General features: G+C 52.3%; 13 protein-coding genes. 12 read left to right on the forward strand and 1 reads right to left on the reverse strand.

Annotated features, from left to right (window positions below; all coding sequences use genetic code 11):
• Positions 1-108 precede the first annotated feature (108 nt).
• The 11 genes from tpiA (at position 109) to F1728_RS04010 (ending at position 13,198) form a co-directional block, all read left to right on the forward strand.
• A complete protein-coding gene (gene tpiA, locus F1728_RS03960; protein ID WP_194242672.1) occupies positions 109-882 on the forward strand; it encodes a triose-phosphate isomerase in 774 nt (257 codons plus the stop codon).
• Between the two features lie 155 nt (positions 883-1,037).
• A complete protein-coding gene (gene secG, locus F1728_RS03965) occupies positions 1,038-1,631 on the forward strand; it encodes a preprotein translocase subunit SecG (protein ID WP_155362987.1) in 594 nt (197 codons plus the stop codon).
• Positions 1,632-1,698: 67 nt separating this feature from the next.
• The gene (locus tag F1728_RS03970) at positions 1,699-2,583 is read left to right on the forward strand and encodes a YicC/YloC family endoribonuclease (RefSeq protein WP_155362988.1); all 885 of its coding nucleotides are present in this window, start codon (positions 1,699-1,701) and stop codon (positions 2,581-2,583) included.
• A 67-nt stretch (positions 2,584-2,650) separates the two neighbouring features.
• Complete coding sequence (gmk, locus tag F1728_RS03975; RefSeq protein ID WP_145039304.1) at positions 2,651-3,265, forward strand: guanylate kinase; 615 nt, start codon at positions 2,651-2,653, stop codon at positions 3,263-3,265.
• Complete coding sequence (locus tag F1728_RS03980; protein WP_145039302.1) at positions 3,249-3,527, forward strand: DNA-directed RNA polymerase subunit omega; 279 nt, start codon at positions 3,249-3,251, stop codon at positions 3,525-3,527. Before gmk ends, F1728_RS03980 begins: the two co-directional genes overlap by 17 nt.
• 37 nt (positions 3,528-3,564) lie before the next feature.
• On the forward strand, positions 3,565-4,104 hold the full coding sequence (gene coaBC, locus F1728_RS03985; RefSeq protein ID WP_155362989.1) for a bifunctional phosphopantothenoylcysteine decarboxylase/phosphopantothenate--cysteine ligase CoaBC: 540 nt from the start codon (positions 3,565-3,567) through the stop codon (positions 4,102-4,104).
• 49 nt (positions 4,105-4,153) lie between these two features.
• Positions 4,154-4,780 (forward strand): phosphopantothenoylcysteine decarboxylase domain-containing protein, encoded by a 627-nt coding sequence (locus tag F1728_RS03990; protein WP_155362990.1) that lies wholly within the window; start codon positions 4,154-4,156, stop codon positions 4,778-4,780.
• 450 nt (positions 4,781-5,230) lie between these two features.
• Entirely contained in the window at positions 5,231-7,537 is a 2,307-nt protein-coding gene (locus F1728_RS03995) for a DNA translocase FtsK (RefSeq protein ID WP_155362991.1), read from the forward strand.
• Between the two features lie 445 nt (positions 7,538-7,982).
• Positions 7,983-9,557, forward strand: a complete 1,575-nt coding sequence (cimA, locus tag F1728_RS04000) for a citramalate synthase (protein WP_145440658.1) — start codon at positions 7,983-7,985, stop codon at positions 9,555-9,557.
• A 153-nt stretch (positions 9,558-9,710) separates the two neighbouring features.
• A complete protein-coding gene (locus tag F1728_RS04005) occupies positions 9,711-12,635 on the forward strand; it encodes a valine--tRNA ligase (protein WP_155362992.1) in 2,925 nt (974 codons plus the stop codon).
• Between the two features lie 158 nt (positions 12,636-12,793).
• On the forward strand, positions 12,794-13,198 hold the full coding sequence (locus F1728_RS04010; protein WP_155362993.1) for a bifunctional nuclease family protein: 405 nt from the start codon (positions 12,794-12,796) through the stop codon (positions 13,196-13,198).
• 98 nt (positions 13,199-13,296) lie between these two features.
• On the opposite strand, the gene F1728_RS04015 is transcribed toward F1728_RS04010, so the two are convergent.
• On the reverse strand, positions 13,297-14,247 hold the full coding sequence (locus F1728_RS04015) for a sugar phosphate isomerase family (protein WP_145039287.1): 951 nt from the start codon (positions 14,245-14,247) through the stop codon (positions 13,297-13,299).
• A 481-nt stretch (positions 14,248-14,728) separates the two neighbouring features.
• Here F1728_RS04015 and F1728_RS04020 point away from each other — a divergent pair, with 481 nt between their 5' ends.
• A complete protein-coding gene (locus F1728_RS04020; RefSeq protein WP_155362994.1) occupies positions 14,729-15,931 on the forward strand; it encodes an efflux RND transporter periplasmic adaptor subunit in 1,203 nt (400 codons plus the stop codon).
• The last annotated feature ends 64 nt before the right edge of the window (positions 15,932-15,995 follow it).

Genomic DNA, 15,995 nt, shown 5'->3' on the forward strand with positions numbered 1-15,995 from the left:
GCATTCGACTGATTTCTCGCTCCGATCTACCCGCAAAACCCGTCTGACGGGTTCCGATTCTGAGTCGAGCCTCAACCCACTATTTTTAGATAATATACAGGATCTATCATGCGTCGTTATCTCGTTGCCGGTAACTGGAAAATGAACACCACCAGAGAATCGGGTACTCAGCTGGCTCAGGCACTGGTCGCAGAAGTTCCTGCTGAAAATCCAGGGGTTGAAGTACTGGTCTGCCCCCCCTTCCCTTACCTGACTTCGATCGGCGATGTTGTTAACGGCTCGGGTGTCGGATTTGGAGCCCAGAACTGCTACCACGAAGCTCCCGGCGCTTTTACCGGTGAAACAGCAACCGAGATGCTGACAGACATCGGTTGTCGCTCCGTGATTCTGGGACACAGCGAACGCCGCCACATTCTCAAAGAAACCGACGCGGACATTAACCTCAAGGTGAAAAAAGCACTTGCCTCCGGTCTGCAGGTGATTCTGTGTGTTGGTGAACTGCAGAGCGAGCGGGAAGCCGATCAGACAGAAGCCGTCCTCGATACGCAGATGACCGGTGGACTCGACGGAGTCGATGCTTCAGCTTTCGATCAGATCGTGATCGCCTACGAGCCGGTCTGGGCGATTGGAACCGGCCTGACCGCCACTCCCGATCAGGCAGAAGCAGCACATCAGTACCTGCGTAACTGGCTGAAAGACAAGTATTCTGCTGAAATCTCAGACGCGACACGCATTCTGTATGGCGGCAGCGTCAAACCGGACAACGCCCAGGAACTGCTCTCGCAGGAAAACGTCGATGGTGCCCTCGTGGGGGGAGCCAGCCTCAAACCAGAGCTGTTCATTCCCATCATTCAGGCTGCCTCAGGACTGGCCACCAGCTGAAAACAGGCCACTTTATTCGAAATCGCTGCAGCTCAAGCTATAGATACGATTTACAGATCGTATTCGATTACTGTATGATTCAGCCAATCTGTCTGAGCGACAGCCGGTCTGTATAAATACGTTCACAGGACATTATTACCCCCTAGGATGAAACAATGATTCTTGCTTCTTTTCTGGATGCCATCACGGATCCTGCAACCCTCTTGATGACACTGCTGATGTTCTTCGGAGTCATGCTGATCATCATCATCCTGCTGCAGAAGGGTCGCGGCGGTGGACTGGCGGGAGCCTTTGGTGGCGCAGGCGGACAGAGCGCCCTGGGTACCAAAGCCGGTGATGTCTTCACCAAAATCACCATTGTGATGGCAGTCATCTGGGTAATTCTTTCCGGTGTTTCAGGGATTGTCACCCGCGCCAGCTCCAACAGCAAATACAAAGGTGGCGCTGCCGTAACTCCAGAAAAACCGACAATGGAAAGTAACGACAAAACAGAAGAAGCCGAGAAGGCCGCTACCGCTGAGGAAGATGCAAAATCGGAATTCAATACCAACATTCCGGAAGCACCCGCCAAACCTGAAGCGGAACCGAAGCCTGCTGCTGATAAAGCTGCCAAGCCCACAGAGGAAGCAACCAAGTCAGAACCCAAAACGGATTCAGCCAAGTCTGCTGAAACCAAACCGGCTCCCGAGAAGAAACCGGAAACACCTGCTGAAACAGGAAAGCCTGCCACAGAGCCTAAGTCGGAATAGTTCTTCAGAGATCTGAGACTGTTTCCTGTAACCTCATCGATTCCTGTATATCAGAAAAGAGTGTGTTGTGCTGCTGGGCATGACTGGTTTTGGAAGTTCGACCGCCGAAAATGACCGCCTGTCGGTCCAGGCTGAAATACGAACTGTCAATAACCGATACCTGAAAATTTCGACCCGCTACCCCGACTTTTATGCCAAGCTGGGCAGCCAGATCGAAAAACTGTTACGCAGTGCCATTACGCGAGGCACTGTGAATCTGACGTTGCGAATCGATCACCTGAACCGTCAAAGCGTCTACCTGCTCGACGATCAGGTAGTCCAGCAGTACTGGGAGCAGCTCAAAAAGCTGACAGAGGAATGCCATCTTCCCCTGCCAGACAGTCTCGACAGACTACTCACTCTGCCTGGCGCCGTAATCGATAATGATTCACGCACACACACTCCCGAATCGGACTGGCCCCTGATCGAAGAGGCCATCAAGGGGGCTCTTGTCGAACTGACCGAGTTTCGCCAGAAAGAAGGCGAGTCTGCCCAGGCAGACTTGCAGTCCAGCAACAAGACGATCGGCGAACAACTGGAAACGGTCAAACAGAAAGCGCCTCAGGTCGTCACCAGCTATCGCGACCGCCTGCATCAGCGATTGACCGATTTACTCAAAGATCAGGAAGTCGAACTGGATCCGGACAGCCTGATCCGGGAAGTGAGCCTGTTTGCTGACCGCTGTGATATCAACGAAGAGATCAGCCGACTCACCTGCCACCTGGAGCAGTTTGACACCATTCTGAACAGTAAGACCTCACAGGGGAAAAAACTCGAGTTTCTGGTTCAGGAAATGTTTCGCGAAATCAATACGATCGGCTCCAAAGCCAATGATGTGGAAATTTCACACGCTGTGATCGAGATGAAACTGGCCGTTGAAAAAATCAGAGAAAACGTCCAGAACGTAGAATAAAACCGGTATACTATTCTTCAGACCTGAAACCTTCAGACCAATCTCCTGAATCCCGGAGCCAGCAGACGTGTCCGCATCCTCTGACAACCTTCATCCAGATACACCGATCGTGGTCCTTTCCGGCCCCACAGCCAGTGGAAAAACCACGATCGTGAACCGGTTGATGCAGGAGTCTCCGGTCAAACTGATCAAGGCGATCTCCGCCACGACGCGCCCCCGCCGCAAAGGGGAAGTGGACGGCGAAGACTACTATTTCCTGACTCAGGAAGAGTTCGAAGAACGTCAGAAAAATGACGAATTCCTCGAATGTGAGCAGGTACATGGGTTGGGATACTGGTACGGAACGTTAAAATCAGAGGTAGCTCGCGCTGAACAGGAAGGGGGCTGGCCTTTTCTGGAAATCGATGTTCAGGGCACACTGAAGCTTAAAGAGCAGTTTCCGCAGACGATCACACTCTTTGTCAGAACCTCCTCCGATGAAGAATACGAAAAACGCATCCGGAGTCGAGGCACCGAGTCGGAAGAAGTCATCGAAAAACGGTTGGAGACCATCCGCAAGGAACTGGAACTGGCCGAACACTATAATCATGTCATTATCAATGACGAACTGGATCGAGCCGTTGCTGAAATCGGCACCATCCTGAAACAACGGGAGCAAGAACTTAATGCTGGAAGAATTTAAAGAAGAAGAAATCGTCAACAAAGTCGGCGGTCGTTTCAAACTGTCTTCATTGATTCAAAAACGGATTGTGGCCCTCAATCGGGGCGCACGTCCCCTGGTGGAGATGCAGACCAAGAACCACATGGAAATCGTGGTTAAGGAAATCATGGAAGACAAAATCTACCTCGACCAGTCAGGCGAAGTCGCTATCAACGATGATGGCAGCCCACTCGAAGAACTCGAGTACGACGACGCCGGCCCGACTCTCGAAGATCTGGTCTAATTCTTAGACCAGAACGATTCCTGACAGGATTCTAATCATGCAGGGGCGGGAAATTCTCATTGGTGTCTCGGGAGGGATCGCCGCTTACAAAACGGCAGATCTCACCAGTAAACTGGTTCAGAAAGGGGCCGCCGTCAGTGTCGTCATGACACAGGCGGCCCAGAAGTTTATCGGTCCCACCACGTTTGAAGCCCTTACAGGTCGCCCTGTTTATCAGGGCAGCTTTACGCCTCAGGAGCATTTCCAGGGCGAGCATATCGGTCTGGCCCGACGGGCCGAACTGTTTGTGATCGCCCCTGCGACTGCCAATGTAATCGCACAAATAGCGCATGGTTTCGCCGACGATCTGCTCTCCACTTTGACCCTCACCTGCACAGCCCCCATTCTGCTGGCCCCCGCGATGAATGCCGATATGTGGGCCAAGCCTTCCGTGCAACGGAATTTAACCCAGATCCGAGAAGACGGAATCCAGATTGTCGAACCGGGCGAAGGCTGGCTGAGTTGTGGGATCGTCGGCAAAGGACGCATGGCAGAGCCCGCGGATATCTTAAAACAGATAGAGGAAATACTCGGCTGAGTTTTGTCAGCCAGGTCCGGCTGCAGCTCCCTGAATACGAACCATCTCCATGCGAATTCTCATCACAGCAGGTCCTACTCGCGAATATCTGGACGATGTCCGCTATCTTTCGAACGCCAGCAGCGGACAGATGGGATACGAACTTGCCCGGGCTGCCCTGGAGGCAGGTCACGAAGTCGCCCTGGTTTCAGGACCGGTCACCATCCCCGCACCGGAAGGCTGTGAGCTGTATCAGGTTGAAACAACCGATGAGATGTACTCCCAGTGCGAACAACTCTTCCAAGACTGTGATGGTGTGATCGGCACCGCCGCTGTTTGCGACTATCGTATCAAAACCCGCAAACCCGGAAAAATCGCCAAAACCGGAGAAGCAATCACGCTGGAACTGGTAGAAACCATTGATGTTCTTGCTGAACTGGGGACTCAAAAAGGAGATCGCTGGGTGATGGGCTTTGCCCTGGAATCACAGGACGCCCGATTCAACGCGGTCCGTAAACTCTACAGCAAGAAATGTGATGCGATCGTCCTGAACGGCGTGAGCGCAATCGGCTCTACAGACAACTTTGTGGAAGTCATCGATCAAAGCCAGGAGACCGTCGCCACCTATTCCGGTCCCAAAGCGAGCGTGGCTCGCGAACTCATCGCCTGGATCCAGGCACACATTGCGCGAGGCTGATGCTCGTCTCCCTCACCCCTTCTCAAACTCATAACCGGTAAAACTGTCACAACCGGTTCAGGGTGACTCCACCACTTCCGCTGACTGCACTAATCCGAACAGGCTGCAGTACGGATGATGAAAAGAATCGACTCTTTGTTGACTTTTTCCGACACGCCCCCGGTTCGTGTGCTAGGTTTGAGTAGTTAAGGAAATCAACTTATAGCAGAATCCAATATTTGTGTTTGGTACGTCTCAGTGACCCTCTCATTGAGACACTAGTCGTGAAAATGTTCCCGTCTGTAGATGTTCTTGGGTTTAATCGCAGACGGGAATCATTTTTTCTTCTCCTGAATTCTCCCCACTATAAAAAGAAACGACTGATAATTCTGGCGCTCACTTTGCGCGCCGTTGATTCCCTTTTGGAACACCCTACTGAAGTTTTCAACATAGAATTGCGGGTTGATCAGAATGATCGACGTTCAACGGTTCAAAACAGATCTGATAGCGCTGGGGTTACTGGCAGCAACAGTCTTTCTCGGACTGAGCCTGTTCAGTTACGATCCCGCTGATCCCCCTGCGCAACTGGTCTACCCTGTCCGTGAAGTTGCACAAAATCTATGTGGTGCCACGGGAGCACATATCGCCCATCTGCTCCGCTCTGGCTTCGGTCTTGGTGCCTGGGGAATCTTTCTGGCTCTGGTCGTCGTTGATATGCGAATGTTCTCACGCCAGGAGACATCGGGAGTTATGGTCGAACTGTTCGGTCTGGCTCTGATTCTCGTTTCACTCTGTATTGGTAGCCAGATCCTGCTTGGATCAAATAACGCTACGCCTCTCATTGGCAGTGGTGGTTATATTGGCGCACTCGGCTATTCACTGCTGAATGCCAAATTCTCTCTCGCCGGTTCTTTAATTCTACTCGCATCCATGTGCGCCGCTGGTCTGTTACTGACTGCCGACACACTTCCCGTTCGTATCCTGTTTGCGTGCCTGGCATTCCCTTTCAAAGCTTTCAGCCGCGAATCATCTGAAGTCGATGAAAACGCCGAAGCAGCTGAAGAAGAGGAAGAATACGAAGAGGAAGAGGAAATCGTCGCAGAAGACGAACAAGAGTATGAGGAAGAAGAGGAACCAGCACCCGCTCCTAAAGCTAAGAAACTGAAAAAGCGGAAGCCGATCAAAGTCAATCCGCCTGCCGGCCTGCGACTGGCCCGTCAGACACAACCGATCGAACAAAAAAAAAACAGCTCGTATGAGCTGCCCGGGTTAGATCTGCTGGAAGAAGCAGAGAACTTTCCTTTCGAACTGCTGGCTAAAAAAGCAGAAGAAGCAGCCGAGATTCTGGAAAATACCTTCGCTGATTTCGGACTCGATATCCAGGTCTCTGAAATTGACACAGGACCGGTACTCACTCTGTTCGAACTGGATCTGAAACCTGGTTTGCGAGTTGCCAAAGTCACCGCACTGGCCAATGATCTGGCTGTCGCCCTGCGTGTACCTTCCGTGCGTGTTGTGCCTTCAATTCCCGGTAAAAACACCGTTGGTGTGGAAGTCCCTAACGACAAACAGGTCATGGTGCGTCTGCGTGAACTTATTGAATCCTGTGCGGACGATGCAGACAAAAACCGGATCCCACTCTTCATGGGTAAAGACGTCAGCGGTCGTCCACTGACTGCGGACCTCGCCAAGTTGCCTCACCTGCTGATTGCAGGGCGAACCGGTACTGGTAAGAGTGTCTGTCTCAACACTTTGATTCTTTCACTTTTGATGACACGGACTCCCAACGAAGTCAAAATGCTGATGATCGACCCCAAAATGGTGGAACTCAGCGGCTACAAACGGATTCCGCACCTGATGCATCCGGTCATCACCGACATGAAGAAAGCAGAAGCCGTTCTGGCTTGGGCCGTCGACAAAATGGAAGAGCGTTATGACCTGCTCGCCCGTTGCGGCTCCCGGAACATCGAAAGCTTCAACAAGCTCGGTAAGGCAAGAGTACTGGAACTGGCTGACATCGATCCCGATTCAGAAGAAGCCCAGCAGATGCCCGAAAAAATGCCGTCAATTGTGATTGTGGCAGATGAAATTGCCGACATGATGATGACCTCTGGCAAAGATGTGGAAGCTCACATTATCCGCCTGGCTCAGAAATCGCGTGCGGTCGGAATTCACCTGGTCCTCGCCACACAGAAACCAACGGTAGACGTCATCACCGGTCTGATCAAATCCAACCTGCCTGCCCGCGTTTCATTCCAGGTAGCCAGCCGTGGCGACAGCCGCGTGGTTTTGGATGAAAACGGTGCCGATGCCCTGCTCGGAAACGGGGACATGCTGTATCTGGCTCCGGGAACCAGTAAACTGACCCGTGCTCAGGGAGCCTATGTCAGCGATGAAGAAATCGAACGCGTGATTGACTTCTTCAGCGATATGGAACCAGAATACAGCCCCGAGCTGGCTCAGATCACCTCTGCCAACTCTAAGAAGAACGGTGGCGGCGATTCGGACCGTAAGGAAGACAGCCTCTACAACGAAGCTGTTGAAGTTGTCATCCGCGAAGGTCGTGGTTCGGTTTCTCTCCTACAGCGGGCTCTGGGAGTCGGCTATGGTCGGGGTGCCCGCCTGATCGACTACATGGCAGAAGACGGAATCGTGGGTGAGTATAATGGCTCCCAGGCACGTGAAGTCCTGTACACAATCGATGAGTGGGAAGCCATGAAATCCAGTGATTTCGACGATGGCTACGGCGAAGAAGAATACGAAGAGGAATTCGTCTAAGCCCTGCCCTCTCCTGCAGCCGATCTGAAAACAGGACTGAAACCAGGATTTCGTTTGACTCCTGCTCTCCCGCTGCTTATGATCTTCGCAGAGAAGCTGTAAAATCAGAACTGTCTACCCAATTGGAAGGTTTTTTTAGTCCATGTTGTCTGTCTCCAAAATCGTCTGCATCAGCAGCATTATTATTATTTGTGAGATTACAGACTCCCTATGACTTGAGGATCATTACCAATTTAACAGATTTTCATAACCTCAGGTCACAACCTGAGGTTTTTTTATTGGATTCACGAGGACGCATCAAGGACTGTCATACAATCGCCAGAAGAGAGTAACAGAACAGTAGTTCGAACTTTTTTCCGGTACGGTGACAGCTCCTCGCAACCGCGTGCCTCCCCGAGTGAGTCCAGCGACGTTTTTTCATTTCAACAGAAAGAAAGCCCCTACGATGGCCCGAATTCAGATGTACGATACCACTTTGCGGGATGGCAGCCAGGGAGAAGGCGTGAACTTCTCATTGGAAGATAAGCTGCAGATTACCGCAAAGCTCGACGAAATGGGCTTTGACTACATCGAAGGTGGCTACCCCCTCTCCAATCCCAAGGATACCGAATATTTCCAGCGGGTTGCGGAAATGGACCTCAAGCATGCCAAAGTGACGGCGTTCGGTATGACCCGCCGCAAGGACATTGAAGCCAAAGACGATGTCGGCATGCAGGCCCTGCGCGACTCCCAGGCCCCCGTGGTTACCATCGTAGGTAAAACCTGGGATCTGCACGTTACCGAAGTGCTTCGGGTCTCTCTGGAAGAGAACCTGGCGATGATCTCCGACTCTGTGGGATTCATCAAATCCTGCGGACGGGAAGTCATGTATGACGCAGAGCATTTCTTCGATGGTTTTCGTGCCAATCCCGAATACGCCTTGAAAACAATCAAGGCAGCAGCAGATGCCGGCGCGGATGTGATCATCCCTTGTGACACCAATGGCGGCAGTCTACCGGAAGTCATCACCAAATATGTCGACCTGGTCCGCTCAGAAATCGATGTGCCGCTGGGCATCCACTGTCATAACGACTGCGATCTGGCTGTTGCCAATTCACTGGCCGCCATCGAACACGGCGTAGTGCAGGTTCAGGGAACAATCAACGGCCTGGGCGAACGTTGTGGCAATGCGGATCTGATCAGCGTGATTGCCAACCTGGTAACCAAGAAAGAGGGCTACTCGGTTCTGCTGGATAACAACCTGCATAATCTGACCGAGCTGTCCCGCTATGTCTACGAGCTGGCCAATATGAACTTTCGCTCGAGCCAGCCTTTTGTCGGCAGCAGTGCTTTTGCCCACAAAGGTGGCATGCACGTACACGCCGTAAATCGACTCGCCCGCAGCTATGAGCATATCGAGCCAGAGGTTGTCGGGAATGAACGGAAGGTCCTCGTCAGTGAGCTTTCAGGGCGTTCCAATATCGTGGCCAAGACCACCAAGTTCCAACTCGACAACGATCCGGAACTGCTCACCCGGATCCTGGAAAAAGTCCAGGACCTCGAAAACGAAGGGTATCAGTTTGAAGCAGCGGAAGCCTCGTTTGACCTGCTGGTCAAGAAGGTCGCCGGCACTTTTAAACCACACTTTGAAAAGGTCCACTACCGCGTAAACGTCGAATCAGACAATTCCCACGAACCGCTGACCGAAGCGACCATCAAGCTGACTGTCAACGATCAGCAGGAGCATGTGGTCGGCGAAGGCGATGGTCCCGTGAACGCACTGGATACCGCCTTGCGGAAGGCCCTCTGCCCCTTCTACCCTGCCCTGGAGAAAATGCATCTGGTCGACTACAAAGTCCGCGTCATCAACTCAGCTGAAGGAACTGCCGCCAGTGTGCGTGTGGTCATCGAGAGTCGAGACGATCAGCATGTCTGGAGCAGTATCGGCGTCAGTGAGAATGTGATCGAGGCGAGCTGGCTGGCGCTGGCTGACAGTTTCGAATACAAGCTCTACAAAGACGAAGGAACTTTTTTGGATTAGAACGCGGAATCCTCGACCGTCACCAATGCCAGTCAAGCCGTTTTTTGCTATACCAGACGGTGGAAACTGGCTTGGCGGACGTTGTAACCTGCTGTCTTCCATGCTGTCCCTCTTTTTCGCATCTATCCTTAATTATAAGCCCAACCGGATCCCATGACCGAATCGCTTGAGAAACATTACAATCCCGAGAGTGCACAACAGAAATGGTACCCTTTCTGGGAGGAAAAAGGCTATTTTCATGCTGAGCCCAACCCGGAAAAAGAGCAGCATACCATTATGATTCCCCTACCGAACGTGACCGGGGCTCTGCACATGGGACACGCGCTCAACGGTACGCTACAGGACCTGATCACCCGCTGGCGGCGGATGCAGGGCTACGAGGCACTCTGGATGCCCGGAACCGACCACGCCGGCATCGCCACCCAGGCAGTGGTCGAACGCCGGATGAAGGAAGAGGAAAACCTGACCCGCCATGACATCGGCCGAGACGCTCTCATCGAACGAATCTGGAAATGGAAAGACCAGTACGAAAAGCGGATCCTGAACCAGCTGCGGAAACTGGGCGCCAGCTGCGACTGGGAACGCACCCGCTTCACACTGGATGAAATGTGTTCCAAAGCTGTCAGACGCACATTTCTGAAGCTCTTTTCGGATGGACTTATTTATCGCGGCAAGCGACTCGTGAACTGGGATCCCTTCCTGCAGACCGCCGTTGCGGATGACGAAGTCTTTTCCGAAGACATCGACGGGAAATTCTGGACCTTTCAATACCCGGTGGTAGACAGCGACGAACGGATTTCGTTCTCCACGACACGTCCTGAAACCATGCTGGGCGACACAGCTGTCTGCGTGCATCCATCCGATGAACGTTATACGCACCTGGTTGGAAAGAAAGTCCGCATCCCTCTGAACGGACGTGAAATCCCCATCATCGCGGATGCACTCCTGGCAGATAAAGACCTGGGGACCGGTGCCGTAAAAGTCACACCAGCTCACGACCCGAACGACTATGCCTGTGGACTGCGGAACGATTTGGAACAGATCAACATCCTCAATCCTGACGGTACAATGAACGAAGCCGCCGGTCAATACGAGGGTCTGGATCGCTATGAGGTCCGTAAAAAAGTTGTTGAAGACATGGATCAGCAGGGCTTCTTCATCGAAGTCGAAGACCGCAAGATTCCCGTCAAGCACAGCGATCGTTCCAAGACTCCAATCGAACCGTACCTCTCAGATCAATGGTTCGTAAAAATGGATACGCTGGCCCAGTCCGCCATTGATGCTGTGGACGATGGTCGCGTTCGCTTCTTCCCCAGTCGCTATTCCAAAACGTATCTTGACTGGTTGAAGGAAAAGCGGGACTGGTGTATCAGTCGCCAGCTCTGGTGGGGACATCGCATCCCGATCTGGTACTGTGAAACCTGCACGGAAGAAGAGCTGAGCCAGGCTTTCGGTGACCGTTATGATGTCAGCTTCCGCCGGGATGACGAAGACACCTGCTGGTTGATCTGTTCCGAAACCGATCTGAATGGTGACGAACTGGGTGCTGCCCATCAGTTGACACAGGACGATGACGTCTTGGATACCTGGTTCAGCAGTGCCCTCTGGCCACACGCGACCCTGGGCTGGCCCGACAAAAATCCTGACCTCGATTACTTCTATCCGGGCAGCGTACTGGTTACCAGCCGCGATATCATCACGCTCTGGGTAGCACGCATGGTCCTCACCGGCCTGTATAACATGGGCGATATCCCATTTAAGCACGTCTGCATCCATCCAAAAATTCTCGATGGTTTCGGACAGACCATGTCCAAATCCAAAGGTAACGGCGTGGATCCGATGGATCTCATCGACAAATACGGCGTCGATGCCGTTCGGTTTACAATCTCCTCTTTCGCCGGGGAAACACAGGACGTTCGTCTGCCCGTCGGTTATGAGGATCCCGAGACCGGCGAAGTGGTACCGCAAACTCTGGAACACCAGACCGCCATCCCCGCCGGTGGCGAGAAGCCACGGATCAAATTCCCCAAGAGCGGCAAGTCGTATCAGTATACGAGCCCCTGGTTTGACCCCGATCCGGGCGAAAAAGTGGCGCGTATTGTCAGTGAACGCTTTGAATACGGCCGCAACTTCTGTAACAAGCTCTGGAATGCCTGCCGGTTCGCGATGCTGAACCTGGAAGGCTACACTCCCGGAGTGGTCGATGAAGATGACCTGACGATGGAAGATCGCTGGATCCTGAGCCGACTGTCGACCGTGGCTGAGGAAGTGACTACCGTTCTGGGACGCTACCAGTTCGATGTCGCGACGCGCGCCATTCGGGATTTCACCTGGAATGAATTCTGTGACTGGTACCTGGAAATGATCAAACCGCGGCTGCGGGATGAAGCTCTCAAACCGGTCGCACAACGCGTGCTGGTGGGTGTACTGGATAATCTGCTGCGACTGCTGCAGCCATTTGTGCCCTTCGTTACAGAAGAGCTCTGGCAGCGTCTGAATGAAATTGCTCCCGAGCGGGGACTGTTCACACCAGAACCGGCTGTCGAGAGCGTGATGGTCGCTGCCTGGCTCGAACCACCACAGAGCTGGCAGGATTCCCAGCTGGAAAAACGGTTTGAGCGTCTGCAGGAAATGATTGTTGCGGTCCGCAATATTCGGGCAGTTTACAAAATTTCCCCGGCCACCCCACTGAAACTCTTCCTGCGTTGTGAAGCCGGGATTGCGGATGACATGCAGAACGTAGCCAGCCAGTTCGATAACCTGGCGAAAACCCTGCTGGAATCAGCGGGAGCCGATGTGCAGCGACCGGGTGGTTCAGCGACATTCTCCCTCAATGAGGTGGATGGTTTTATTGCCCTGAAAGGCATTATCGATCTGGATGCGGAACTCACCCGACTGCAGGCGGAAGCGGAAAAACTGCAAAAGCACATTGAAGGCAGTGAAAAGAAACTGGCCAACAAGAACTTTGTCGATCGTGCCCCTGCCGATGTTGTGGAAGGGGTTAAAGAAACGCTGGCCGGACTGCAGAAACAGTTACAGAGTGTCCAGGACTCCATTAATCAACTGAGCGAGCAGTAAGCCTGTATTTCAGGAACAGATACGGGGAGATTCTGTTTCCCCGTTCATTCCTGTTGTATAATGGACAAACTGAAAACAGGTATTCGGCTCCTTAATTTCATTCTTATTCTGGTTGCTGGTCCTCTCTGCTGACGCGGGGCTGACCTCAGGAGGTTCTCTTGCTAGTTGAAATGGAGTTATCTCGCATCATTATCAGCGAGATCGGTGACCAGCAGGTAATCTACCTGCGTGAAGTCGAGGGAGACCGGGTCTTTCCGATTCTGATCGGTATTTTTGAGGCGACAACCATCGAGCGTCGTGTCAACAATGAGTTCAAGCCCCAGCGGCCTTTGACTCACGATCTGCTCAAGAACACTATCGAATCTCTAGGCGGTACGCTGAAAGACATCGTAATCACACACCTGGAAGATCATACCTACTATGCGGTCCTCCGCGTCGATCAGGATGGTGAGTTGATTGAAATCGACAGTCGCCCCAGTGATGCAATCGCTTTGTCGATTCACTTCGAACCCCACCTGCCCATCTACGTTCACGAATCGGTGCTCGAACAGACCGCCAAATAACAGTCATCCGGGAATCACAAACGAAACAGGGGCCCCTCAGAAGTGATTCTGAGGGGCCCCTGCTCTATTCAGGTCTTTATGATTGGTCAGCTTTGACCTTAGTTACATTCTGCTACCAGCGGGCCAGCCAGTTCATCCAGAATGATCAGACGACCGGGTTGAGTTGTCATGTAGGTCGAAGGAATCCAGCTGGTCGGTTCATGACGCAGAGTCATCCAGACGCTCATTCCCTGCCACTGCATTCCACGTGAGAAGATCCCGTCGCAGCCGCCGATGATCTTGTCGGCGTTGAGGAAGCAACCTGGACCAATGGTATTCGCGTAAGCAGGAACCAGGGTCGTGCGGCTCTTGAAGCTGGTCACGGCATTCTGCTCAATGGTCAGCGGATGCAGTTTAGCACCAATCCGGTGTGTCTGTGCTTTCCATTCTTCCTCTGAATTAAACTCACCTGCAAAGTGAGGTTCCCAGAATGCAATGTGACAGACGCGACCAATTCCGAAAATCACACCCAGTTTTGCGCCGGCGGCTTTAAGCTCACCAATTTTTTCCGCATAGGTGGGCAGGACATCTGGCGTAGCGAAGTGACGCTGGTTTTCCGGAACAGTCAGTTCGCCTAAAGGACCGTAGAAGGCTTCTTTCATGGCATACTGGAATGCACCCGGATTATCTGGCGGAAGTGTATTTCCTTCGGCATCGCTCCATTCATCCATGTTGAATCCGTAAACATGATCGCAGGAAACACCCCATTCTTTGAGGAAGTAAACAGCCCAGCGATACATGCCCATCGGTCCCACGGGCAGAATCAATGCCAGCTTTTCGCCTGCATCACGCGACTGTTTGATCGTCAGAGCAATCTCGTGACCCATGATTGTATCGAAATCAGTAACACTGCCGCACATGACGGGCTCAAACTTCTCGTGCCACCATGGTTGACGATCTGTAATTGTAGTCGGATCGGCACTCATGCACTGATCAATTTTGGTCAGATCCCAGCCGGCTGGAAAATAGCCTTCCATCATCGAACCGGCAATCGTACTCATTAAATCCATAATATTCCCCTTCTCGAAGCATACTCACAGGTTTGTGAAACTGTTTAAATTGTCAAATATCGCTAATTTCTTACGATTGTTGCAAAATTCGGCAGCTGGCGTGGATTCTAACACAGAAACACCGGGAAAACAGGAACCAACGGTCCCTGATTTCATAAACAGAAGAATAATTAAACAAGGGACTTCTGTTCGACAAACATCTTGAATTCTCTGACCGATATAGTTCTAATAGGAAGGCAGAGTTGACTGCTTTTACAAGTGGTCAATCCCGCCTGCAAACTACCTCCCAGACAATCCCGAGGGCCAAAACACTCCCATGGATTGTCTATTAACGATAACCGTTAACCTGCCTGATAGCACAACAGAGTTCATGCTCTGCTGTCATTAACAGGAACTGTTTCAGCATAGATCCGCTCTACGAGTAATCCTGTGCCTGGGGTCTGTTCCTGCTACGGTTCACACAACCGGAGATACATAACAGATGAAAGTTCTGATTGCGCCCGCCTGCACAGCGATTGCCATGGTTGTCGGATGGCTGGTCTATGACAAATCCGTCAAAGATGTCCAGGTCCCAACCAAAACTATCATCCCCGAACCGATCGCAGTTCAGGTCACCCGCTCTACTACCAAAACCCTCGAAAAACGGATTAACCTCGTCGGTAACCTGGAAGCAGGTTCTCAGGTAGAAGTCCGGACGCGTTACAGTGGCTACATCAAGTCGATGCCCTTTGACGTCGGCGACCGGATCAAGGAAGGAGATGTCATTCTGGAGCTGAATGATTCAGAGAACCGGGAACTGGTATCGAAGGCAGAAGCTGCTCTCAGTGTCGCCAAGGCACAGTTAAAAGCACAAATTACTTCTCAGGAACTCGCCCGGAAGGCCTATGACCGACTGCTGGTACTGCAGAAGTCAGGCGTCAGTACTCGTCAGCAGATGGAAGAAGCACAGGCCAGCCTGGCAATCCAGGAAGCGCAAACGGAACTGGAACAGGCACGCGTCGATCAGGCGGGAGCCGATCTGGAACAAAGTCGACTGCGTTTGCAGGAAAACAAAATCATTGCTCCCACCAGTGGATTTCTTGCTGAAAGGCTGGTCGATATTGGCGACTTGGCCAAACCGGATGTCGCACTGATGAAAATTGTTAATCTGGATCACGTTCGCACCGTAGTGCATATCGTGGAGAAAGATTACGAGGATGTCAAAATCGGTCAGCAGGCGGCCATCACCGTCGATACGTTTCCCGACCAGACTTTTTCAGGCCACGTTAAACGCAAAGCGCCTGTAATGGATCCACAAACCAGGACCGCCGCCGTTCACATCGAAATTCCCAACGAAGATTTTTCTTTGAAGCCGGGGATGCACGCCCGCGTGCAGATTGTCTTTGAACATCGCCCGGAAACCAAAGTACTGCCGATCGCCTCACTGACCCGCCGCAAGGATGGCCCGGGTTCTGCAGTCTTTATCATTGGAGGGAATCCCCCGATGACCCATCGCCGCAACATTGAAGTCGGTATCAACGATGGAGAAATGGTGGAGATTCTCTCTGGTATCAATGCGGAAGATCTGGTGATCACTCTGGGAAACCGCCTGGTAGATGAAGGACAGACGGTGACACCTGTGGAAGTCCCCATGGATCAGATTCTTCAGGCTCCTCCCGCCCTGCCCGAGAAAACGAACCTGTAAGCCTACTATCAGCCAGCATGTGAGAAGGACCTCCTGCTTTTAACTGATCTACCCGGAAAAGCAT

The organism is Gimesia benthica (genome assembly GCF_009720525.1).
GTDB classification, from domain to species: domain Bacteria; phylum Planctomycetota; class Planctomycetia; order Planctomycetales; family Planctomycetaceae; genus Gimesia; species Gimesia benthica.

Excerpts from the sequence above, each read along its gene's own strand:
- tpiA (WP_194242672.1), top strand. The coding sequence starts at position 109 with ATGCGTCGTTATCTCGTTGCCGGTAACTGGAAAATGAACACCACCAGA.
- secG (WP_155362987.1), top strand. The coding sequence starts at position 1,038 with ATGATTCTTGCTTCTTTTCTGGATGCCATCACGGATCCTGCAACCCTC.
- F1728_RS03980 (WP_145039302.1), top strand. The coding sequence starts at position 3,249 with ATGCTGGAAGAATTTAAAGAAGAAGAAATCGTCAACAAAGTCGGCGGT.
- coaBC (WP_155362989.1), top strand. The coding sequence starts at position 3,565 with ATGCAGGGGCGGGAAATTCTCATTGGTGTCTCGGGAGGGATCGCCGCT.
- F1728_RS03990 (WP_155362990.1), top strand. The coding sequence starts at position 4,154 with ATGCGAATTCTCATCACAGCAGGTCCTACTCGCGAATATCTGGACGAT.
- F1728_RS03995 (WP_155362991.1), top strand. The coding sequence starts at position 5,231 with ATGATCGACGTTCAACGGTTCAAAACAGATCTGATAGCGCTGGGGTTA.
- cimA (WP_145440658.1), top strand. The coding sequence starts at position 7,983 with ATGGCCCGAATTCAGATGTACGATACCACTTTGCGGGATGGCAGCCAG.
- F1728_RS04005 (WP_155362992.1), top strand. The coding sequence starts at position 9,711 with ATGACCGAATCGCTTGAGAAACATTACAATCCCGAGAGTGCACAACAG.
- F1728_RS04015 (WP_145039287.1), bottom strand. The coding sequence starts at position 14,247 with ATGGATTTAATGAGTACGATTGCCGGTTCGATGATGGAAGGCTATTTT.
- F1728_RS04020 (WP_155362994.1), top strand. The coding sequence starts at position 14,729 with ATGAAAGTTCTGATTGCGCCCGCCTGCACAGCGATTGCCATGGTTGTC.